The sequence below is a fragment of the Streptomyces sp. NPDC002730 genome (assembly GCF_042888805.1).
In the GTDB taxonomy this organism is placed as follows: domain Bacteria; phylum Actinomycetota; class Actinomycetes; order Streptomycetales; family Streptomycetaceae; genus Streptomyces.
Genome location: NZ_JBIAQG010000001.1, coordinates 483,687 through 504,613 on the forward strand (window position 1 = coordinate 483,687; position 20,927 = coordinate 504,613).

25 protein-coding genes are annotated in these 20,927 nt (G+C 67.8%); 13 read left to right on the forward strand and 12 right to left on the reverse strand.

Annotation, left to right across the window (positions count from 1 at the left end):
- The first annotated feature begins 97 nt into the window (after window positions 1–97).
- Together ACFYXH_RS02380 and ACFYXH_RS02385 are read left to right on the forward strand one after the other, a co-directional pair.
- A complete protein-coding gene (locus ACFYXH_RS02380) occupies window positions 98–460 on the forward strand; it encodes a hypothetical protein (RefSeq protein ID WP_389559888.1) in 363 nt (120 codons plus the stop codon).
- A 207-nt stretch (window positions 461–667) separates the two neighbouring features.
- Complete coding sequence (locus ACFYXH_RS02385; RefSeq protein WP_389559890.1) at window positions 668–1,933, forward strand: Ig-like domain-containing protein; 1,266 nt, start codon at window positions 668–670, stop codon at window positions 1,931–1,933.
- A gap of 86 nt (window positions 1,934–2,019) precedes the next feature.
- Here ACFYXH_RS02385 and ACFYXH_RS02390 read toward each other — a convergent pair whose 3' ends face one another.
- Window positions 2,020–2,880, reverse strand: coding sequence for a helix-turn-helix transcriptional regulator (locus ACFYXH_RS02390; RefSeq protein WP_389559892.1), 861 nt, complete (start codon window positions 2,878–2,880; stop codon window positions 2,020–2,022).
- 120 nt (window positions 2,881–3,000) lie between these two features.
- Between ACFYXH_RS02390 and ACFYXH_RS02395 the strand changes: the two genes are divergently transcribed.
- Both ACFYXH_RS02395 and ACFYXH_RS02400 read left to right on the forward strand, forming a co-directional pair.
- The gene (locus ACFYXH_RS02395; protein ID WP_389559894.1) at window positions 3,001–4,044 is read left to right on the forward strand and encodes an NAD(P)-dependent alcohol dehydrogenase; all 1,044 of its coding nucleotides are present in this window, start codon (window positions 3,001–3,003) and stop codon (window positions 4,042–4,044) included.
- Window positions 4,045–4,318: 274 nt separating this feature from the next.
- Complete coding sequence (locus ACFYXH_RS02400; protein WP_362688210.1) at window positions 4,319–4,672, forward strand: DUF1330 domain-containing protein; 354 nt, start codon at window positions 4,319–4,321, stop codon at window positions 4,670–4,672.
- Window positions 4,673–4,775: 103 nt separating this feature from the next.
- Here the strand turns inward: ACFYXH_RS02400 and ACFYXH_RS02405 are convergent, their stop codons facing one another.
- The 4 genes from ACFYXH_RS02405 to ACFYXH_RS02420 all read right to left on the reverse strand — a co-directional run bounded on the left by ACFYXH_RS02405 (window position 4,776) and on the right by ACFYXH_RS02420 (window position 7,555).
- Window positions 4,776–5,144 (reverse strand): VOC family protein, encoded by a 369-nt coding sequence (locus ACFYXH_RS02405; RefSeq protein WP_385311835.1) that lies wholly within the window; start codon window positions 5,142–5,144, stop codon window positions 4,776–4,778.
- A 68-nt stretch (window positions 5,145–5,212) separates the two neighbouring features.
- A complete protein-coding gene (locus ACFYXH_RS02410) occupies window positions 5,213–6,709 on the reverse strand; it encodes a hypothetical protein (RefSeq protein WP_389560632.1) in 1,497 nt (498 codons plus the stop codon).
- A gap of 125 nt (window positions 6,710–6,834) precedes the next feature.
- Window positions 6,835–7,197, reverse strand: a complete 363-nt coding sequence (locus ACFYXH_RS02415; RefSeq protein WP_389559897.1) for a hypothetical protein — start codon at window positions 7,195–7,197, stop codon at window positions 6,835–6,837.
- Window positions 7,187–7,555, reverse strand: coding sequence for a hypothetical protein (locus ACFYXH_RS02420; protein WP_389559899.1), 369 nt, complete (start codon window positions 7,553–7,555; stop codon window positions 7,187–7,189). The genes ACFYXH_RS02415 and ACFYXH_RS02420 overlap by 11 nt, the downstream gene beginning before the upstream one ends.
- A gap of 148 nt (window positions 7,556–7,703) precedes the next feature.
- Here ACFYXH_RS02420 and ACFYXH_RS02425 point away from each other — a divergent pair, with 148 nt between their 5' ends.
- Together ACFYXH_RS02425 and ACFYXH_RS02430 are read left to right on the forward strand one after the other, a co-directional pair.
- A complete protein-coding gene (locus tag ACFYXH_RS02425; RefSeq protein WP_389559901.1) occupies window positions 7,704–8,081 on the forward strand; it encodes a hypothetical protein in 378 nt (125 codons plus the stop codon).
- Window positions 8,078–8,530 (forward strand): helix-turn-helix domain-containing protein, encoded by a 453-nt coding sequence (locus ACFYXH_RS02430; protein ID WP_389559903.1) that lies wholly within the window; start codon window positions 8,078–8,080, stop codon window positions 8,528–8,530. Before ACFYXH_RS02425 ends, ACFYXH_RS02430 begins: the two co-directional genes overlap by 4 nt.
- 57 nt (window positions 8,531–8,587) lie before the next feature.
- On the opposite strand, the gene ACFYXH_RS02435 is transcribed toward ACFYXH_RS02430, so the two are convergent.
- Window positions 8,588–9,190, reverse strand: a complete 603-nt coding sequence (locus tag ACFYXH_RS02435) for a ClpP family protease (RefSeq protein ID WP_385311843.1) — start codon at window positions 9,188–9,190, stop codon at window positions 8,588–8,590.
- Window position 9,191: 1 nt separating this feature from the next.
- Complete coding sequence (locus tag ACFYXH_RS02440; RefSeq protein WP_389559905.1) at window positions 9,192–9,845, reverse strand: ClpP family protease; 654 nt, start codon at window positions 9,843–9,845, stop codon at window positions 9,192–9,194.
- A gap of 194 nt (window positions 9,846–10,039) precedes the next feature.
- Between ACFYXH_RS02440 and ACFYXH_RS02445 the strand changes: the two genes are divergently transcribed.
- Entirely contained in the window at window positions 10,040–10,513 is a 474-nt protein-coding gene (locus ACFYXH_RS02445) for a hypothetical protein (RefSeq protein ID WP_389559907.1), read from the forward strand.
- A 203-nt stretch (window positions 10,514–10,716) separates the two neighbouring features.
- Here the strand turns inward: ACFYXH_RS02445 and ACFYXH_RS02450 are convergent, their stop codons facing one another.
- A complete protein-coding gene (locus tag ACFYXH_RS02450) occupies window positions 10,717–11,850 on the reverse strand; it encodes an endonuclease NucS domain-containing protein (protein WP_389559909.1) in 1,134 nt (377 codons plus the stop codon).
- 191 nt (window positions 11,851–12,041) lie between these two features.
- Here ACFYXH_RS02450 and ACFYXH_RS02455 point away from each other — a divergent pair, with 191 nt between their 5' ends.
- The 3 genes from ACFYXH_RS02455 to ACFYXH_RS02465 all read left to right on the forward strand — a co-directional run bounded on the left by ACFYXH_RS02455 (window position 12,042) and on the right by ACFYXH_RS02465 (window position 13,923).
- A complete protein-coding gene (locus ACFYXH_RS02455) occupies window positions 12,042–13,043 on the forward strand; it encodes a helix-turn-helix domain-containing protein (protein WP_389559911.1) in 1,002 nt (333 codons plus the stop codon).
- A gap of 161 nt (window positions 13,044–13,204) precedes the next feature.
- Complete coding sequence (locus ACFYXH_RS02460; protein ID WP_389559913.1) at window positions 13,205–13,783, forward strand: hypothetical protein; 579 nt, start codon at window positions 13,205–13,207, stop codon at window positions 13,781–13,783.
- A gap of 8 nt (window positions 13,784–13,791) precedes the next feature.
- A complete protein-coding gene (locus ACFYXH_RS02465; protein WP_389559915.1) occupies window positions 13,792–13,923 on the forward strand; it encodes a hypothetical protein in 132 nt (43 codons plus the stop codon).
- 212 nt (window positions 13,924–14,135) lie between these two features.
- Here the strand turns inward: ACFYXH_RS02465 and ACFYXH_RS02470 are convergent, their stop codons facing one another.
- Window positions 14,136–14,963 (reverse strand): alpha/beta fold hydrolase, encoded by an 828-nt coding sequence (locus ACFYXH_RS02470; RefSeq protein WP_389559917.1) that lies wholly within the window; start codon window positions 14,961–14,963, stop codon window positions 14,136–14,138.
- A gap of 73 nt (window positions 14,964–15,036) precedes the next feature.
- Here ACFYXH_RS02470 and ACFYXH_RS02475 point away from each other — a divergent pair, with 73 nt between their 5' ends.
- The gene (locus tag ACFYXH_RS02475; RefSeq protein ID WP_389559918.1) at window positions 15,037–15,642 is read left to right on the forward strand and encodes a sigma-70 family RNA polymerase sigma factor; all 606 of its coding nucleotides are present in this window, start codon (window positions 15,037–15,039) and stop codon (window positions 15,640–15,642) included.
- Window positions 15,643–15,882: 240 nt separating this feature from the next.
- On the opposite strand, the gene ACFYXH_RS02480 is transcribed toward ACFYXH_RS02475, so the two are convergent.
- The gene (locus ACFYXH_RS02480) at window positions 15,883–16,932 is read right to left on the reverse strand and encodes a fatty acid desaturase family protein (RefSeq protein WP_389559920.1); all 1,050 of its coding nucleotides are present in this window, start codon (window positions 16,930–16,932) and stop codon (window positions 15,883–15,885) included.
- An 837-nt stretch (window positions 16,933–17,769) separates the two neighbouring features.
- On the opposite strand from ACFYXH_RS02480, the gene ACFYXH_RS02485 reads away from it, so the two are divergent.
- Window positions 17,770–19,101, forward strand: coding sequence for a hypothetical protein (locus ACFYXH_RS02485; RefSeq protein ID WP_389559922.1), 1,332 nt, complete (start codon window positions 17,770–17,772; stop codon window positions 19,099–19,101).
- 267 nt (window positions 19,102–19,368) lie between these two features.
- Here the strand turns inward: ACFYXH_RS02485 and ACFYXH_RS02490 are convergent, their stop codons facing one another.
- Together ACFYXH_RS02490 and ACFYXH_RS02495 are read right to left on the reverse strand one after the other, a co-directional pair.
- The gene (locus ACFYXH_RS02490; protein WP_389559924.1) at window positions 19,369–19,584 is read right to left on the reverse strand and encodes a MerR family DNA-binding protein; all 216 of its coding nucleotides are present in this window, start codon (window positions 19,582–19,584) and stop codon (window positions 19,369–19,371) included.
- 19 nt (window positions 19,585–19,603) lie between these two features.
- Complete coding sequence (locus ACFYXH_RS02495; protein ID WP_389559925.1) at window positions 19,604–20,182, reverse strand: SDR family NAD(P)-dependent oxidoreductase; 579 nt, start codon at window positions 20,180–20,182, stop codon at window positions 19,604–19,606.
- Between the two features lie 287 nt (window positions 20,183–20,469).
- Here ACFYXH_RS02495 and ACFYXH_RS02500 point away from each other — a divergent pair.
- Window positions 20,470–20,927 (forward strand): hypothetical protein (locus ACFYXH_RS02500; RefSeq protein ID WP_389559927.1); only part of this gene is annotated, 458 nt, incomplete at its 3' end.

Sequence of the window (20,927 nt, forward strand, 5' to 3'; positions counted from 1 at the left end):
CCCTTGAGGCATCCTCGAATTGGCCGGGTGCGCTGATGCTAGTGAAAGCAGCGGGTCGTGGGAAAGCCGCGAGGGCGGGAGCTCTACGCTCCGTCGTATGACCACTTCTGAGACATCACGGTATGTGCGGCTGCGGGTGGAATTGGTGCTGGAGATCGAGGACACCGCGGCGCTGACCGGCGGCGCCCTCGAACGCATCGCGGCGGACACGTTTATGCCGGACGAGGAGCGCGCACACGCCAAGTCGGCGGTACGCGAGGACGAGGCCGAGGCCATCGCCTATCTCGTGGACCCCTTCGACCTGGTCAGCGATGTGCCAGGGGTGGAGCTCGCCCAGGCTTCGTGGAGCAGTGAGCAGATCGAGTACGACCCCGATGCGGAGGACTGGGACCCGGACGAGGAAGATGGAGAGTACGACGACGATGACGAGTCGGACGACGGTGACGCCGGGCGGCCCTAGCGCGTGTGTATGGGACGGGCTCCGGGCCCCGGGGTGCCGCGACGGTGAACCGGGGCCCGGCCGTTTTCGTGTCGCAGTGCAACCGCCGGAGCTGTGGGCGCGTCGATGAATATCTGTGAGTGGTGTTCCCCACATCCTCTTCGGATGTGGAACCGGGCAGCCCGAAATGGGTGTTGTCCAAGTTGTGGGTCAGGGGAATCGGCGACGATGGAGAAGCGTGTGATGACGGACAGCAAGCGGCGCAAAGGCCTCATAGCCGCGTCCGCAGTGCTCGGCGGCGTGCTGGTGCTGTCGGCCTGCAGCGGCGACGGGGACAAGGGCGGCAGCGCCGACGGCTCGAAGAAATCGCAGGCCCAGGTCGACGAGGCGGCAGCCAAGGAAGCGTCGAAGGCCCGAATAGCCATCTCGCCGAAGAACGGCGCGACCAACGCGGGCATCAACAACGACGCCAAGGTGACCGTCAGCGACGGCACCCTCACTGAGGTCACCATGGCCACCGCGGACGGTGCGAGCGTCAAGGGCACCCTCGCCGCCGACGGCAAGAGCTGGAAGCCGGACGCGCAGCTCGAGCGCTCCACCACGTACAAGATCTCGGCCACGGCGAAGGACTCCAAGGGCAAGGAGGCCCACGAGAACTCCTCCTTCACCACCGTCTCGCCCGCCAACAGCTTCATCGGCAACTTCACGCCCGAGGACGGTTCCACCGTCGGCGTCGGTATGCCGGTCTCGATCAACTTCAACAAGGCGATCACGGACAAGAAGGCCGTCCAGTCCGGGATCACCGTGACGTCGAGCAGCGGCCAGGAGGTCGTCGGCCACTGGTTCAACGGGCAGCGGCTGGACTTCCGCCCCGACCAGTACTGGCAGGAAGGCTCGACCGTCACCCTGAAGCTGAACCTCGACGGGGTCCAGGGCGCCCAGGGAGTCTTCGGCGTCCAGCAGAAGACGATCACCTTCAAGATCGGCCGTAACCAGGTCTCGACCGTCGACGCGTCGGCCCACACGATGACGGTCACCCAGGACGGCAAGACGATCAAGACCATCCCGATCTCGGCCGGTGGCCCGGACAACCCGACCTACAACGGCCAGATGGTGATCTCCGAGAAGTTCAAGGAGACCCGGATGGACGGCTCGACGGTCGGCTTCAAGAAGAAGGACGGCAAGGGCGAGTACGACATCAAGGACGTCCCGCACGCGATGCGGCTGTCCACGTCGGGCACGTTCATCCACGGCAACTACTGGGGTGCCGACTCGATCTTCGGCAGCTCCAACACCAGCCACGGCTGTGTGGGTCTGAACGACGTCAAGGGTGCCGGTGACCCGAACCAGCCCGCCGCCTGGCTGTTCGACAACACGATCGTCGGCGACGTCGTGATCGTGAAGAACTCCAAGGACCGGACCATTCAGCCGGACAACGGCCTGAACGGCTGGAACCTGAGCTGGAGCGACTGGAAGGCCGGCTCGGCCGCCTGAGCCACCGCCTCGTACGGATGAGGGCGGCGGCACCCCCCGGGGGTGCCGCCGCCCTCATCCGTAGCCGCGGGCAAGCTGTAACGGCGTTACCGCGTGTCGGCGTCCACCACCTCGTCCACGCCCCAGCCGGCCAGCAGCCGCAGCGACTCCGCCGAGCGGGTGCCGGGCTCCGCGTGGTAGGTGACCAGCGACAGATCGTGGTCGTCGGGCAGCCTCAGCGTCTCGTACGACAGGGTCATCTCGCCCACCAGCGGATGGTGCAGCCGCTTGGTGCCGTGACCCTTGTCCTGGACCGTGTGCGCGGCCCAGAGCTTGCGGAACTCCTCGCTCTTGACCGACAGATCGCCGATCAGCGCGGGCAGCTGCGGGTCGTCGGCCGAGCAGCCCGCGTACATCCGCAGGAAGCTCACCACCTCGGTCGCCTTGCACTCCCAGTCGACGTACAGATCAGGCGCGTTGGGGTCGAGGAAGACGAGCCGGGCCATGTTCCGCTCCTGTGGGGGCAGTGCGGCGAAGTCGCCGAGCAGTGCGCGGGCCATGCGGTTCCAGCCGAGGATGTCGAGCCGGCGCCCGAGTACGTACGCGGGCACCCCGTCCATCGCGTCCATCAGCTGCTGCACCGCAGGCCGCAGCTGCTGCGGCCGGCCCATGCGCCGGTGCTTCTTCTGCTTCGGCTTGGCGAGGTGGCTGAGATGGTCCCGCTCGACGTCGGACAGGCGCAGGGCTCGCGCGATCGCGTCGAGCACCTCGGTGGACACATTGCGTCCGTTGCCCTGCTCGAGACGCGTGTAGTACGCGACGGAGACCCCGGCGAGCTGCGCCAGCTCCTCGCGGCGCAGCCCGGGGACACGGCGGTGGCGGCCCAGTTGTGGCAGGCCGACGTCCTCCGGCTGCAGCCGGGCTCGGCGGGAGCGGAGGAATTCGCTGAGTTCGGCGCGCTGGTCCATACAGCCAAGTATTACCGGCCGGGGAGCCTGTCGATCCTGACCCTGTCAGTAGTACGCACACTGGACGTAGGTACAACAGAGGGCTGGGTAAGTGCCGCGTCCGGCGGCAGGCTCGTAGCCATGACCACCACCGTTTCCGCATACGCCGCTCCCGCCGCCAAGGCGCCGCTGGAGCGGACCACCGTCCCGCGCCGCCCGGTCGGCGAGCACGACGTGCTCATCGAGATCAAGTACGCGGGCATCTGCCACTCCGACATCCACCAGGCCCGCGACGGCTGGGGCGAGGGCATCTACCCGATGGTGCCGGGCCACGAGATCGCCGGCATCGTCACCGAGGTCGGCCCCGGTGTCACGAAGTTCGGCGTCGGCGACAGGGTGGGCGTCGGCTGCATGGTCGACTCGTGCCGCGAGTGCGACAACTGCAAGGCCGGTCTTGAGCAGTACTGCTCCGGCGGCAACGTCGGCACGTACAACGCCCTCGACAAGAGCGGCGAGCCGACCTACGGCGGCTACTCCACTCACATCGTCGTCGACGAGGCCTTCACGCTGCGCATCCCCGACGGCCTGTCGCTGGACGTCGCGGCCCCGCTGCTGTGCGCCGGCATCACCCTCTACTCGCCGCTCGCCCACTGGAACGCGGGCCCCGGCAAGAAGGTCGCCATCGTCGGCCTGGGCGGTCTCGGCCACATGGGCGTCAAGATCGCCCATGCGCTGGGTGCCGAGGTGACCGTGCTCAGCCAGTCGCTGCGCAAGAAGGACAACGGGCTGAAGCTGGGCGCCGACCACTACTACGCGACGAGCGACGAGGCGACCTTCGAGGAGCTGGCCGGCAGCTTCGACCTGATTGTCTCGACGGTGTCCGCGCCGCTGCCGCTGGACGCGTATCTGCGTCTGCTGAAGACGGACGGCGCCTTTGTGAACGTCGGCGCTCCCGAGGAGCCCGTCTCGCTCAACCTGTTCTCCGTCATCGGCGGCCGCAAGACCCTTGCGGGCTCGGGGATCGGCGGCATCCGGGAGACCCAGGAGATGCTCGACTTCTGCGCCGAGCACGGCCTGGGTGCGGAGATCGAGCTGATCCGCGCGGATCAGATCAACGAGGCGTACGAGCGGGTGCTGGCGAGCGATGTCCGCTACCGCTTCGTGATCGACACGGCGACGATCTGAGCTACACCGGCGCACAGGTCTCGCACGGTCTCAACTGCGGCCCCGGCCGCACCGGATCAGCTTCGCGCGGATCCGGTGCGGCCGGGGCATCGGTACGTCCACCCCGCGGCGGTCGGCGGGCCAGGACCGGGCTTGAGAGTGCCCGACCGGGTCCGACCGGTGCGGTGCACTTACCTCGCGGGTAATCGACGGTCTCCCGGTGTCCCGGCACGATCGAAGACATCCGAACGAGCCCCGTACGGGCCGTGTACGAGCCCCGCACCAGGAGGACATCATGACCGCCTACGCCGTCGGCCACCTGCTTCCCGCCGCGCACCTGCACGACGAGATCTTCGTCTACATGGAGCGGATCCAGTCCACCCTCGACCCCTTCGGTGGCCGTTTCCTCGTCCACGGCGCGACCGTCGAACTCCGCGAGGGCGAGTGGCCGGGCGCGCTCGTCATCATCGGCTTCGCGGGCATGGAGGAGGCGCGCCGGTGGTACGACTCCGAGGCCTACCAGGAGCTTCTGCCGCTGCGTACCCGGCATATGGCGGGCGATGTGATCCTGGTCGACGGCGTCGCCCCCGGCTATGACGCCGCGGTCACCGCCGCCCGGCTCCGGGAGGCCCAGGCCCTGGCGTCATGACCGTCATGACCGTCATGACCGTCATGATGACGACCTGCCGAAAGACGGACGCCGCGCAGGCAGCCCGTCGCGATCCGCGCCGGGGCGACGTCTGTCCCCGGTCTCACTCCGGCGTATGGCAGGTCGCCTCCACGTTGTTGCCGTCCAGGTCCCTGACGAACGCGCCGTAGTACGCGGGGTGGTACTCGGGCCGCACCCGTGGCTCGTGCAGTACCTCCGCCCCCGCCTCGACGGCCGCCGCGTGGAACGCCCGTACCTGTGCGCGGTCGGCCGCGACGAAGGCGATATGCACCTCGCGCGCCTGCCCCTCCGTCGTCACCGGGCCAATCCAGAAGGTCGGCTGCGTCGTGCCGTAACCGATCACCTGACCGAAGTCGAGCAGCCGTTTGCCGCCGAGCGGGGCCAGCACACGGTCGTAGAAGGCGGCGCTGGCCGCCGGGTCCGCCACTTGTACCGAGATGTGGTCAATCATGCGTCGAGCGTGGCACACGCCACTGACAATCGGCCGTCAGCGTCGGCCGTCGGCCGCCTTCAGCGCCGTCAGCAGCCCGAGCCGCTCGAACGCGACAGACGGTAGGGCGAGTCCAGCCGGTACTCGCCCGCCCGCGGCACGGTCAGCCGCGTCCACTCGCCCTCCTGCCGCAGACACGCCCCCTCCGCCCGCAGCCACGGCGAGTACGCGACCCGTACCGTCACCGATCCCGCCGCCGGCATCCGTACGACCAGCTCCGCGTCGTCGCCGCGGACCACCGTCGCCGGTGCGGCGGCCAGCGGAACCGCGTCCCGCACCCGGTAGACCGTCCACCCGTCGTCCTGCCACACCCGCTCCAGCCAGCCCGGCCCGCTCCTGACGATCGCCGCCTCGTCCTCGGCCGGCCCGTCAGGACGCCCGTGGTGCAGCACCACGAAGCCCACTGCCCAGCGGTCCAGCCACTGCCGGTACGTCGCCGGGGTCAGCGACCCGTCGTAGAAGAGCCGCCCGCGCTCCACATCCAGCTGCCGGTTCCAGCCGCGCGCCATATTGATGTGCGGGGCGAGGACGGTCGCCTCGCGGTGGTTGCGGGCGGGGACGACCTCGACGCGCGTGCGGTCGGCGCCCAGCCGCTGCAACTCCCGTACGACACCGTCGGTGTGCGCGGCCCACGCGGGCACCTCGCCGGAGACGACCAGATCGTCGTCGGTTTTGTCGATCAGCCAGTACGTGTTCACGGCCAGCCCGATCGCGAGCAGGGCCCGCAGAAGTCTGCCGAGCCCTCCCGCCAGCACCGCCGCGAGCAGCACCGGCGGCCCGACGAGAGCCAGCAGACGCTCGACGTTCGTGCCGATGGGCGAGGCTATGAGATAGGTGAGGACGACGCCGCTGCCGTACACCCCGGCCCCGAACCGCACGACCCGCCAGTCGCGCGGCGCCGCGATCGCCACGGCGGCGGAGACGGCCAGCGGCAAGCACAGTTGCCCGGCCGCCATGGGCTGTTCGCCGTGGAAGGGGAAGAGCAGCGTCACCGCGCCCACCACGGCGAACGGCGGCAGCACGAGCGCGGCGCCCTTCCGCCACTGCCGGTCCAGCAGATACGCGGCCCCCGCCACCACCAGAAAGAGCCCGGCCACCGGACTGGCCGTGGCAGCGAGCGCCGCGCAGACCACGGCGACGCCGGTCCTGCGTACATACAGGACGGCGAGCAGCCCGATCGCGACGCCAAGTGCGAAGGTCGTACGACCGCAGGCGACATTGGACCAGAGGGCCAGTGCCCCGAGCGCGGCGGGCCAGCCGGGCCGCCGCACTCCGCTGCGTACGAAGAGGCAGGCCAGCACCCACGTTCCGGCCAGACCCGCGGCGACGGACACCGCGCGCACGCCGAAGACGGCCATGAGCGGGGGAGACAGCAGGCTGTAGTTGGCGGTGTGGGTGCCGCCGTACCAGGAGAGGTTGTACGCCGACATGGGGTGCCGTTCCATGAACCCCGCCCAGGCGAGCTGAGCCGCCAGGTCGCCGCCGCCGGTCGCGAGCCAGGCGGCCCACAGGACGTACAGCGGCACGACGAAGGCCGTCGCGACGAGCGGGACGCGCCACCAGGGTGGTGCGTCCCGCTCGCCGACGTCAGTCCGTACGGTCTCTGCCCGCTCGCTGATCCCCACGCCGCAAACCCTAGTGGTGCGGTGCCTCACGGCCGGACCGTGAGTTCGTCGGCGCGTGGCCAGGTGGCGAATGGTTCCTCCTCCAGGGAGTAGATCTCGAGCAGAGAGAGGTAGCCGTCCGCCACGAAGAGCAGTACGCCGCCGAGGCGGCCGTCGGTGGTGGAGACGTCCGCTTCGGCGACGGGATTCGCCGCGGCGGCTGCCGGCTCCACACCGTCGCGGGTGACCTCCAGCGAGACGGTGGCGCATCCGCATCCGCACGGCTCGGTCGTCCGGGCGTAAGGGATCTGCCCGCGTAGTTCGGCGAATCCCGGCCGGTCGGAGGAGAGCAGCGCTGCCAGAACGGCGACCACGTCGTCCGGCAGGTCGCCCGATGAGTCATCCGGCACAGCTGATCACTCCGCCGGGGTCGGGCTGGTACAGCCAGTACACGAGGAGGCCGTGCTCCAGCAGAAGCACCGCGGCACCCGCCGCGCTCACACCCGCGACCCAGGTCATCGACCTGCTGCGCCGGACCAGCCGCTCTGTGAGGAACAGCGCGACAAGGCCGCACGCCAGTCCGCCGTACGCCGTGACGTACATCTGCCAGGAGACCGGCAGGCTGTTGCACTCGGCCCACTGCGCGGCCATGTGCGCGTCATCGGCGGCGAAGTAGCCGACGGTGGCGAGCAGACCGATGATGACCAACAGCAGTACGGCGACGGTGCTCTTGGGCGTGATGTTCTTGGGCGTGGTGTTCTCGGACATGGAGGCGACCATGGATTGATCATTCCTGATCGGCCGGGCGGCTGTCCGGCCGGATCTCAACTCCTGCCGCGGGCCAAGGAATTCGCAAACGCCCGTTGTGTGGGCCGACGGGGTGTCAGGTGCAGGCGGGGGACTACTGTCCTCGGCCATGGCCGAACCCTCCCATCTGCGCGTCACCCGGGCGTTCTACGACGCCGTCGCCGTCGACTACGCCGAGCGCTATCGCACCGGACTTGAGGCCAAGCCGCTGGACCGTGCGCTGCTTGCCGCGTCCGCCGAACGCGTGCGGGCCGACGGTGCGGGGCCGGTCGCCGACCTCGGTTGCGGCCCCGGCCGCGTGACGGCACACGTGCACTCCCTCGGGTTGAACGCCTTTGGCGTCGACCTGTCGCCCGCGGCGCCGCGCCTGCCGCAGCGCGCACCGATGCTCCCTCTCCGGGCATCGGCGGCGGGTCATGCGATTTCGCAGGGGGCGGAACTCTGCTGCCACCCAGCCGACCGCATCGCTCCTACCCTGAGGAGGTGAGCAGCCACGCGCCGAACCAAGTCCGCGTCATTCCCCTGCGCCCGGCCACAGCGGCGCCGACCCCCGTGACCAAAGAACCCCTGTGGCGGGACGTAGTTGGTGACGTCCTGCGCCGTCAGCGCCTCGCCCAGGAACGCACGCTCAAGGACGTGGCCGACGCCGCTCGGATCTCGATGCCGTATCTCTCCGAGCTCGAGCGCGGCCGCAAGGAGGCTTCGTCCGAAGTTCTCGCGGCCGCCGCCCGTGCACTGGGCCTCGGACTGGCCGATCTTCTCGCGCTGGCCCACCGTGAGCTTGCCCGCCCGGCTCGGGCGAGGCCGGCCCAGAGCGGCACCGCCCCCACCTCGGTCACCGCCCCCACCTCGGTCACCTCGGTCTCCTCGAGGCGCGACCGCAACTCCGGGCGCGCGGCGACCTCGCGGCAGGGCGGAATGTGCCTCGCCGCCTGACAGACGGCCGTGCCCCCGCCGGGGCGACGGCCGCCGGGCGCCACGCACTTCAGCGCGTCAGGCAGGTGCGATCCGCCGGCTGAGCACCTCGTCGGCGAGCCCGTACGCGACTGCCTCCTGCGCGGTGAAGACCTTGTCGCGGTCCATGTCCGCGCGCAGGGTCGCGACGTCGTGGTGCGTGTGCCTGGACAGGACCTCCTCGACCTGGGAGCGGACCCGGAGCATCTCCTTGGCTTGGAGGCTGAGGTCCGAGACCGTACCCTGCCGGCCGCCGCTCGCAGGCTGCCCCAACAGCACCCGGGCGTGCTCGAGAACGAACCGCCGCCCCGGGTCTCCGCCGGCCATGAGCACCGCCGCGGTCGAGGCCGCCTGCCCGACGCAGAAGGTGGAGATCGGCGCGCCGACGAACGTCATCGTGTCGTAGATCGCCATGAGTGAAGTGAACGAACCACCCGGTGAGTTGATGTAGATCGCGATCTCACGGTCCGGGCTGGACGACTCGAGGTGGAGCAGCTGGGCGATGACGACGTTCGCGACGCCGTCGTCGATCTCAGTGCCGAGGAAGATGATCCGCTCGGACAGCAGCCGGCTGAAGACGTCGTACGACCGCTCCCCCTGCGGGGTGCGCTCGACGACGTTCGGGATCGTGTACTGGCCCATGTCAGAGCCCCACCCGTCGCCGCGGTCCGGCAGGGCGGACGTCGTCGAGCGACTCGACGACGCGATCGACCATGCCGTACTCCTTCGCCTGCTCGGCGGTGAACCACCGGTCGCGGTCGCCGTCTTGGGAGATCGTCTCCTCGGTCTGGCCGGTGTGCTCCGCGGTGATCCGCTCGACGGCCTTCTTCGTGAACTCGAGGTTCTCGGCCTGGATCGCGATGTCGGCGGCGGTCCCGCCAATGCCGGCGGACGGCTGGTGCATCATGATCCGCGCGTTCGGCAGCGCAAAGCGTTTCCCCTCCGCCCCGACGGTGAGGAGGAACTGCCCCATGCTCGCGGCAAAGCCCATGGCGAGTGTCGAGACGTCGTTGGGGATCAGTCGCATCGTGTCGTAGATCGCCAGCCCCGCCGTCACCGACCCGCCCGGACTGTTGATGTAGAGGCTGATGTCGGTCCTCGGGTCCTCCGCCGACAGCAGAAGCATTTGCGCGCACACCCGGTTCGCGGAGACCTCGTCCACCTGGGTGCCGAGGAAGACGATCCGCTGCGCGAGGAGCTGTGCGGCCAGGTGGTCGTCGAACCGCGTCGGAGGTGTGTCGCCCTCGGCGGCTCGTGGGTTCATGGCCGGGTCCCAGTCGGTGATGAGTGGGGACATCGGTCCTCCTTGTCGTGGCGCGGCTCGGGTCAGCCGCGGTCCCACCACTCTTCGCCCGCGGTCGCCGCTCCGTCAGCTTTCTTGGCCGGGAGCAGATTCGCTGACGGCAGAGGGGGGCGGGTGTCCCGGCCGTTGCCGAGCCCGGCGGGGGCGCTAGGCTGCGTCGGCTGACGACACGGAGTACGGGGGCGGCGATGGAACGAATAGGTCCGAGACGGGTGCTGGTCACGCTGGTGGCCCTGGGCGCGGGTGTCTTTCTTCTGGGCGCCGGTCTGATGCGGTTGGAGACACGGCTGACGGGGGTGGCCGGACAATTCCGCGCCGAGCGCTGCGAGATCTCGGAGTCCCGGCACGGCGACGACGGTCTGCTGTGCTCCGGATCCTTCGAGGCTGAAGACGGGGCCTTCCGGATTGCGCAGATCGAGGTCGAGACCACGTTCGACGAGAAGCCGACCGAGCCGGTGGCCGCCACGGTCGACGGCCCCTCGGCCACGGTGGCAGTCGAGCACCGCCTCGGGGCCTGGCTCGCTCCAGGAGCCACCGGTCTGTTCTGCCTGCTTGTCGCGGCGTGGAACGTCTGGTCGGCCCTGCGTCGCAGGCGAGGTTCCGGCTCACCCACGGCGAGCGACACCGCGGAGGCGGGGCGGTCTCAGCAGTCCCCGGCCTGAGCGGGACGCGGGTGAAGCGTCCCCGGTCAGCGGCGATCGCGATCGGGGGCTTCGCCCTGTGCGGAGCGGCCGACTTCATCGGGATCTCTGGCGATCCTCGCCCGTTGGATGACCAGTTGGAAGCGCACGAGGCGGAAGAAGTCAGGTGCCGACGCCGCGCGTTCGACGGATCAGGCGGAGCGAATCCGTGCAGGCGCGGCCATTCAACCTTCCTCGAGAGTCCCAGCACCGTCACCGATGCCGAAGTGGCGGGAGACTTCATCGATCGTGAAGCGGGCGCGGAGCTTGCAAGCAGAGTTCTGGTTGGCGAAGAAGCCCGTACGCCACAATGCGCTCTCGCGGGGCACGGCATGTTCCCAGTCCACCGGGACGATCCACTCGCGGCGGTCCTCTTCGTCATTGCTCTCGGCCGCACGAGCCGCGAATCGGTAGTTGCCCTGCAGGGCAAGGTCGGCCATCTGCTGGACTTCGCCATCCAGGGTGAGTACGGCTTCCTCGAAGGGCCGAGGTTCACCGGACACAGTGCCCACGCCCACGTACCCCACCTTGGGGATGTGAGTGAACACCCGCGCCCCAACGGGCAGTGAGCGGATCGTGCGGGAGAACCAGTCCCCGCCGCCGGCCGACACGAATCCGTAGAGGAGCGCGTCGTCCCAACTCCGGTGGCCGAGTTCGTCGCCGAAGGACACGTACCAATCCGTGCCGTTCCACGGCTCCTTCTTCCCGCGCCCCTTGGCTCCCACGGGAGGCACCACGACCTCGGCCTCGTCCATCAGCCAGGTACGGGCCAGATACGAGCGTCCCTCGTCCTCGAAGTAGCGGAAGAACAGCACATTGACCGGCACTTGATAGCCGGATGCCAGATAGGTGACGATCCGCTCAGTCGCGGCGTCGATCTCGCTCGCGATGATGGTCAGAGTATGGGTGCCGTTCAGTGCTTCCGGCGGACTGCTTCCGAATCGCAGCGCGAACGCCTCGTCCAGCTCCTCCACCAGTCCTCGCTCGCGGGCGTACGTTGTGTAGGTCTCGCGCACTTGCTCGTTGGTGAGTTCCTGGACCCAGGAGCCGTAGTCGAGAACCTGTGCCACGACGTCGCGGGGAGTGCGGTCCCGTTTGAGCTCCAAAACATGCAGGCATCCCTCGGCGTCCATGCCGAGCAGATCGACGACCTTGCCGTACCTCGTCTGCACCTGCCGGCCGATCAGTAGCAGGGGTCGCCCCAGGATTCCCGGATCGGCCTCAATGAGCTCCTCCAGCCTCGACTCCAGAGGCATCGGCCGCGTAGTGACCCGCACCGGCTTGTCGTCTACTCGCCACAGACCGAATTCAAGTGGCATCTCATGCTCCCCCAGACGGTCCGACCCACTCGACGAGTCAAGCACGACGACGCTTCAGGTGCATGGCTGCCGCCTCATCCGCAGGCCCGACGACGTGGAATGAAACAGATACATGAGAATCGAAGCCCACCCATCGGCGCCTGATCCAGGGCGACGAGGCGGTATTGAGGCCATGAGGCGGAGGAGACGGGATGCTGACCGAGACCGAGTTCCGAACTGAAGATCTGGCTGGTGCGGACCGGTTCGACTTCTGGCGCGAGCGCATCGGCCGAACCCATGCGCCGCTGGACCTTCACAGCGAATTCGCGGCGGATTACCGGGCGCATCAGCGAGTACTGGAGCTCGGCGCGGTTCACGTCTGGCCCACGACCCACCAGGCCCTTCGATTTCGCCGGACCCCGAAGCTCATCCGCCAGTCCGATCCCGAGCAGTACCACATCGGGATCCCTCTGCACGGGACCAACCGAGTCACTTGGGCCGACCAGAAAGCCGTGTACGGGCCTTACGAGATACAGGTCTTCGACAGCTCAAGGGCTTTCGAAGTCAACTCCGCCAACGGACCCGATTTGTTCTCGGGAATCGGGATCGAGATCCCCAAGGCGTTACTGCCCCTGCCGCAGAACAGGATGGACCGACTGTTCGCCCATGGAATGTCCGGACGGGAAGGGATTGGCACCCTGCTCGTACAGTTCCTCACTCAGCTGACGGTGGACACGAGCCCCTACCTGCCGTCCGACGGCCCCCGTCTGGGAACGGTCGTGGTCGACCTGCTGTCCGCACTGTTCGCTCACGCTCTGGACGCCGACCGCTCCCTTCCGCCGGAAACCCGTAGCCGGACTCTGGTGCTGCGTATTCGGGCGTACGTCCAACGGAACCTGCAGGACCCGCGGTTGACCCCGCGTGCGATCGCCGCCGCGCACAACATCTCCACCAGCTATCTGCACCGCCTCTTCCAGACCGAGCACGAGACCATCGCGGCCTGGATCCGCCACCAGCGCCTGGAACATGCTCGCCGCGACCTCGCCGACCCCGCGATGTGCTCCACCACCATCCACGCCATCGCCGCCCGCTGGGGCTTCACCCGTGCCGCCGACTTCACGCGCGCCTTCCGCACTGCCTACGGCATGCCACCCAGGGACTACCGACACCAAGCCCTCCACAGCCCTGAGCCGACCGCGTGGACTCATTGCTAAGAACTGTGGACGCTGTGCAAACGACTTCCGACGGTATCTCCGGCAGGCTGGCCGACAGCTGCCGCCGGGGAGGCGTCGGCTGACCAAATTGGCTTCCGGCGCGTCAGACCACCGCGCTGAAGCGAGACGACCATCAAAGACAACAGGGGGATTCCTTGCAGGTGCGACGTACTGTCACAACTATCGCCACCACCACCGTGCTCGGACTCGGCGTCCTGGCCGGCACGGCGCACGCCGACAGCCATCACCCGGCTTCGGCCGCGGAGCCCGTCACCACCAAGGCAGGCAGCAGGACCTTCACCGCCCAGGTTGCCAAGATCGACCCCAGGACCGGCAAGCAGGTCAAGGCCCGCACCGTGCTGTGCGAGTGGAACCACAAGGCGGAGTGGACTGCCGGGAACCCGACCAAGGTCACCGGCACCGCCAGCTTCTTCTGTGCGGCGGTCGGCCCCGACGGGCCTCAGATCACCGGGGAGATCCGGGCGCGCCTGCTCGACGGCAAGAACGGAAGCACCGTTGCCGACGGCAAGTGGAGCTTCATCAACGCCATCGACCCGACTCCTACGGTTGCTGAGGTCACCGCCAAGGTCAAGCGCCCGAAGAGCCTGTACGTGCAGAACGAGATGCACGGCGCGTTCATGACCCCGGGCTGGGTGTGGACGTCGCACCCGAAGGGCTGCTCCGGGGCTGCCACGCCGAACATCGTCTGCAACATCAACTCCTCGAAGTTCTCGGTCTGAGGGGACGTGTGAAGAAGTCGCGTATCGCCGTGCCGGCCGGGATGGCCGGGCTGATGGTCTTCAGCAACTCGCCGATGGCGATGGCCTGGTCCGGCAGCGCGCATGGGGTTCGGGTCGGCTTCGAGTCTCGCGGTCACTGAGCAGGCTGCTGCCTGTGAGGGCCGGATTCTGCACGTGCGGGATCCGGCCCTCGGCGTCTCGGCTCACCTGGTCTCTTCGTCCCGGACATCCGCCCCGGGAGCCTCCCCGCGATGTCCTGCAATGTCATGTCCGTTACGGCCCACGGCGGGAACGCGAGGACTGCGGCCGTGATTCCGGGCTCTTCGCTGGTAGGCAGCGCATGAGCAGGTCCTTACCGCAGGAATGCTGCAGTGGTCGCCACGAACCGGTCGGCGTCGTCGAGCCATGGGTAGTGGCCTGCCCCCGACTGCACAACGAGTGAGGCATCAGGGAACAGGCCGGCAAGCTCAGCCACCGCCGGAGGGGGACTGTTCACGTCGAACTCCCCGGCGAGCAGCAGCACGGGGCCCTCATGGAAGGCGAGCGCCGCACGAGTGCTCTCCGTGTCGAAGGCGCCCTCGGCTGCGAAGAGAGCGACAGCTTCTTTGTTGCTCGGCGGGCCGGCCGCAGGGTGATTCTGAGCGGCGGCATCCCACCGGCCCCAGAAGAAGGGGGCGATGGCCTCCCGGTCGCTGCCCGTGCCCTTGGTGATCGCCTCCAAGGCGGCGAACGCCGCCGGGAACCACGGTTCGCCTTTCCTGAGCTGCGCATGCTCACGCCGCATCGCTCCGGTGATCGTGATGCCGACGGCTGCGGAGCTGGGGGTGATCAGGGTCAACTTGCCGATGCTCTTCGGGTATCGGGCCGCGTACTGCACCGCAATGTTCGTGCCGGCGGAGTGGCCGAGCAAGTCCATCCGGGTGAGTCCGAGGTGTTCGCGCAGGGCCTCGACATCGTCGACCAGGCGATCGCAGCGGTAGGAGGTGGTGTCTTCGGGCATCGCGGATTGGCCGGTGCCGCGGAGGTCCAGAAGGATCAGCCGGCGGTGTGCGGACAGGCCGCCGAGGTCGCCGAGGTAGATGGCGTCCGTGGGACCTCCCGGGATGCAGACGAGCGGGTCGCCGGCCCCGTGTACGCGGTAGGCGAGCCGGGTGCCGTCAGGTGCGGAGAAGGTAGGCATGGTGTGGAGCCTGTCAGCTATAACCGGGTTGTACAACCTGGTTATGGTAGCGGGTTCAGGCTATAACCGAGCTATGGCAGGCGAAGAGGACACGCGTCAGGACCCCGAGACGCTGACGGAGGAACAGGCCGAGCGGATGCTCACCGACATGAACGACGTCATCCGTGCAGGGGAGGAGATGCGGAAGCTTCGCGCTGAAATGATCAAGCTGTTCGCCGGCTTCGGCTGGACCCAGGACAGAATTGCCCGGCTCACCGGCATGAGTCAGCCCGCCGTGTCCAAGCAGGTGGCGAAGTACAGGGTTGGCGAGTCACTGCCCCCGATGGGGCTCTCCCTCGACCAGTACGACACCCCATGGCTCGAAGGTCGCCTGTGGGGCCTCGCCGAGGAAATCTCCGAGACCTCCGACGACACCGCCCGCTGCACCCGCTACGTCAACGCCATCGCCCGGGGGAAGAAGCGCTTCACGCCCCAGAACGTCGACGAGCTGCGACGCCTCGTCGAAGAGGACCTGAGACTGCACCGGGCAGAGATGCCTCGCAGCTACCAGGACGCGTACGACAAGATCAGCCGTGGTCTCGATGTCCCCTCGAAGGTCCCCACCACCACCGCATCGGCCTCCGTGCGGCGCGCCCTCGCCTACCAGATCCAGCGTGACCGGCTCCGGGTCGATTCCTGAGCCTTCAATCTCGGACCTCCCGCGCTGACCCTGGACCGGACTGTCACGCTCGAAGGGTCACTTTCACCCTTCCCATCCCACCGGCACGTGGGATCAGGTCGAAGAGCCGGTCAACTACCGCACCGAGACCACAGCTTTCACGGGCCCACTGCTCCAACTCGGCGAGGGGAAGCGCTCTTCGCCTGCTCTTCAACCCGTACGCCACAGCCGAAGGCACGAGAAGAGGGCAGGACATCGGGCCTAGGCGGAGGCAGCGTGCCGGATCGGCGCTCCGGCCTGGTGGAGGCTGGCAAGGGCCTGTCGGTAGGAAGTGATCAGGCTGGTCTCCAGGTAGTTCACTCCCAGGTCCTGGCAGTGGCGGCGGACGATTGCCTGTGCCTTGCGAAGATGCGGGCTGGGCATGCTGGGGAACAGATGGTGCTCGATCTGGTAGTTCAGTCCGCCGAGTGCGACGTCAGTGAACCATCCACCGCGGACATTGCGTGAGGTGAGCACTTGGCGCCGCAGGAAGTCGGGGCGGTCATCGCCGGTCAGGATCGGCATGCCCTTGTGGTTGGGGGCGAAGATCGAGCCCAGGTAGACCCCGAACAGGCACTGGTGAACCACAAGGAACGCAATGGCCATGCCGGGCGGCAGCACCAGGAACAGGGCGCCGAGGTAGAGGGCGAAGTGGGCGAACAGCAAACTTCCTTCCGCCACGCGGTTCTTGAGCGAGCGGTCGGCCAGCGACTTCACACCTGACAGGTGCAGGTTGAGGCCCTCGAGAGTGAGGAGAGGGAAGAACAGGAACGCCTGAAAGCGGCCGAGCAGACGGGGCAGCCCTTTTGCGGCGCGGGCCTGATTCTGCGACCAGACCAGGATGTCGGGGATGAGGTCGGGGTCCAGTTCCTCATGATTGGGGTTGGCGTGGTGGCGCGTGTGCTTGTCCTGCCACCAGCCGTAGCCCATCCCGATTCCGGCGTTTCCGGCGATACGGCCGGTTCTTTCGCTGGCCTTACGGAGCCGGAACACCTGCCGGTGCGCCACGTCGTGCGCGAGGAGCGCAATCTGACCGAAGACGACGGCGAGGAACGCCGCCACCGCGAGCGTCCACCAGCTGTCGCCGACGAGGACGAACGCGATCCACCCGCAGACGTAGAGGGCAGTGACCGCAGCGATCCGGGCCGCGTAGTAGCCCGGGCGTCGACCCATCAGGCCGGCGTCGGCAATCTTCTTCGACAGCCGGGCGAAGTCACTTCCCGCCCCTTGTCGGATTTCAGGCGAAGGAGGGTGAACGGTCTGCGAATCCATGGAACGAGCTCCCTCAACGGGTGTCGGATGCGGTCGGCACTGACGGCCGCAGTGGTCTGGAACGACCTCGCCCCGTATGAATCGGCCGTCGCTGCCGGGAGGAAAGGCCCTGTCGGAGGGGCACCATCCACGCAGCAGAGCAGGCCGACTATTCAGAGGGTCTCGGCGCGCACACCGCGCGCGTGTCAGCCACCGCAGGCTCCCCGGACATGACGGGCCCCTTCCAGGGCACACGGGTCACAGCGACCGACTCACTCCTTTCAACGAGTGAAAGTCACCTCAGGTTCCCGGGACACGAGCCGACACCTCAGCCGCGGGCTCACTGTCGTGGGGATTGACTCGCTCATTGCCATGGTGGAGACCCTCGCTTCCCGTCTGCCCACCGTCGCTGACAGGCACAGAGGACGAGTACGTCCTCCCTCGTCGGCATTCACGTCAAGCCGTGTTCGCGAACCGTTTGTGGAGCTGGGCCGGACTCAGACTGCCCCGTGGTCGGTGCCGACGGCCTGCCACTGCCCATGCTGCCGGCGTCGTAGCGTTCACCGAGCTGCTCGGCAACTCCACACGGCTTCGGCCTCCGGCAGCGCAGCCACCGCCGGATCTCGGGCCGCCCAGGAAGCCGATCGTCATTCTCTGAACATGCGGCAGAGCTTGATCGCCCTCTGAACATGCGGCAGAGCTTGATCGCCGACGTTGACCTTGACCACGAGGGATGCACACAATCTCCGGGCTCGCGATGCCTGCTGGCGATCTGGGAGGGGCACCATGTGCGGAGGCTGCGGTCACCGTGAAGCCATTGCTGCGATCGCGCGAAATCCTGCGGCGCCATCCGAGGTATTGACCAGGCTGCTTTGTGATGAAGCCATCGCGGCCTGGGACACGATCGCCTGGCGCGCTCTGCCGGACGAGGTGGTCGACGCCATCGTTGGGCATCCCGACCACAGGCTGCGGACGGCGTTCGCCGCGAACCCCGCGGTGACGGCCGAGCAACGCGCCCGACTCGTGGACGATCCCGATCCGCGCGTCCGCCGTGCTTTGGCCAGCGGACCCGATTGGTTCCGCATCCGCGTCGAGCCACTGCCTCCAGCCACTCAGCAGCGCCTGCTTGCCGATCCGGAACCTCCGGTCCGCCGAAGCGCAGCCTTCTGCCGCGACACAGCTCCAGGCCTGGTCGCCGGGCTCGCCGACCGTCAGGACGCGGACCTGCGGCGGGCAGCCTGCCGCCAGTGGATCTTGCTTTCCGAGGACACCCGAAACCGTCTGCTCCGCGACGCTGATGATGAAGTACGTCAGGCGGCCCTCATGGAGGCCTGCCGCGATGACGCGGCCATCACCGACCTTCTTCTCCACGCAGAAATCGGCCGGTACGGCAGGCAGGACGTGATCCGACACGGCGCCATGAATACGACGACGGCCGAACATCTCGCAGCAAGCACCGAAGAGGAGGACCGGCGGGAGCTGGCTTCCAACCTCAAAGTTCCCATCGACATCGTCAGGATGTTGGCGAACGACGATGCGCACAGTGTCCGGCTGGCGGTATCGGTACGACCCGAGCTGACGGAGACCGAACGTACCGCCATCGACGTCACCATCAGGTCGTCCGACCGGCTCTATCCAGTCGAATGGGTTCGCCTCTGCACCGATCCGGACGTCTTGCGCCAATGCGCCAGATCGGCCAACACATTGCTACGGCGCAGCGCCGCCTATAGCCGGCACCTGCCTGCCGACGCCATCGAACTGCTCTCCAGGGATGACGACTACCCCGTACGACTCCTGCTGTGTGAGAACCAACCGACCGTCGCCCGCGAGGTGGTGTTGCAGACGTACCTGGACTGCCAGGTCATCACCAAGGGGGGTCTGCTGGGTCACCCGAACTTCCCATGTGCCGGCAACGGACAGCGTTTCGCCAACGACCCGGATCCGGAGAAACGATGGCTGGTAGGGCTCGACCCCCAAGCGACCGTCGACGCTGTCGTCCGGTTGCTTGCTGATCCCGACGACCATGTACGTGCCATGGCAGCCGAGCACCCCGCTCTGCCCGTCGATCTCATCCTGCAATGCTGCGCGAATCCGCAGACCTCCTCCCACGCCCTCAGCAACCCAAGCCTTCCCATCGAGGCCATGCATCAATACCTGGACGAGGCCGGCATCCCTCGCAGACGCACATAGATCAGGAGCCACGCGCTGGACTTGACGGCCCTGGCACGGAGTTGGTCGGTACGGGTGAGTCCGAGGCACCCGGCCACGCCGCGACAGCTGGCGCTCCGGCGCGCCACCCCGGGCGGTCGTCATATACCCGAGATGCGGTAGCCGATCACCCCGTATTCCCCGTCCGGTCCGACCGGAGCCTCTTCACCCCCTGCGCGTCGGCTGTCTAGCCCTGAGCACGCGCTGCGCCGCCTGATCAAACCCGGCCGCACGTTCGTGGTCAGCGAACTAGCCGCTGGCCTGGGCCAGTGCTTCGATGAGGCGTTGGCGAACGATGTCCAAGGCCGCGATCCTCTCCTCCACGTCGGTAAGCCTCCGAGCGATGACCCGCGCGCTCGCGGGACAGATGGGACCGTCGGCGATGTCTTGATCGAGACAGGGCAGGAAGGCGCGGACGTCATTGGCGGTGAGGCCGAGCGAGAGCAGCAGCCTGATGTTGCCCACCTGGGCGACCTTCGACTCGTCATACTCGCGGTATCCGTTCGGCGCTCGCCCCGGGGGCCACTGACACAACGCGAATGCCGCGCGGCGCAAGCTCGACAGCCCACGTGTGGGTCAGGAAGTCGAGAGCCACCTTCGTGGATCCGTAGACCGAGTTGTTCGGCCAGCCATAGTGGGGCGGATTGGATGTGACGTTGACGATGGTGCCGCCCGCCCCCAGGTGTGGCAGAGCATGTTGAGTGAGAAACACCGGGGCGAGAAGGTTGCTGGCGAGCTGTTCCTCGGCGACCTTCCGGTCGATCGCCCCCAGCGGAGCCGGACGAGTGATCGCGGCGTTGTTGACCAGGACATCGATGCGGCCGAACGCGTCGACCGCGGCGGCGACGATGTCGACCGGGGCGTTCGGCGTGGCGATGTCGGCCACGAACGTGCGGATGCGCGGGTGTCCTTTGGCGGTCTCCGCCAAGCGTTCGGCAGTCCGGCCGATGATAAGAACCTCGGCGCCCGCAACAGCGAACTGCTGGGCCGTCGCACGGCCGATCCCGGTGCCTCCCCCGGTGATGAGCACTGCCCGGCCGTGAAGGGTGTTCGTCTCTTCCATGGTCGGGACGCTAAGCCTTGACCCTGGCGTCAAGGTCAAGGGCGGGGGACGGCAGCGTTGGTCATCGTTGAGCGCCCTTCCACGGCCCCGAAACGGCCCATGAGGGCGCTCCGTCGTGCGATGACATCCGCTCTAGGAGTTCGATCTGCAGGCCCAGCAAGGCGCACCTCCGCCTAGCAGCTGCCTCAACCGCGAGCCATGGCCACTGTCGGCCGGGAGTGTGCAAACAATCAGACACTTTCATGCAGAGCTTGACCTAAGCTCTTTCCCGAAATATCTCGTTGGGTATGAATCTGACCGAGATTTGGCGCCAGGGTTGGACAGGTGGCTGGACGTCACTCGTCCCGCTCCAGCTGAGCGGCCAGCAGTACCTGCTGTCGTACAGGGCCGAGTCGGGCGACGCCGCGCTGGACCGTTTCAAGCCCGACGGTAGCTACTCGGAGGTGTGGCGCCAGGGTTGGGCAGGTGGCTGGACGTCGCTCGTCCCGCTCCAGTCCAGCGGCCAGCAGTACCTGCTGTCGTACAGGGCCGAGTCGGGCGACGCCGCGCTGGACCGTTTCGACGCCGACGGCAGTTACTCGGAGGTGTGGCGCCAGGGTTGGGCAGGTGGCTGGACGTCGCTCGTCCCGCTCCAGCTGAGCGGCCAGCTGTACCTGCTGTCGTACAGGGCCGAGTCGGGCGACGCCGCGCTGGACCGTTTCGACGCCGACGGCAGTTACTCGGAGGTGTGGCGCCAGGGTTGGGA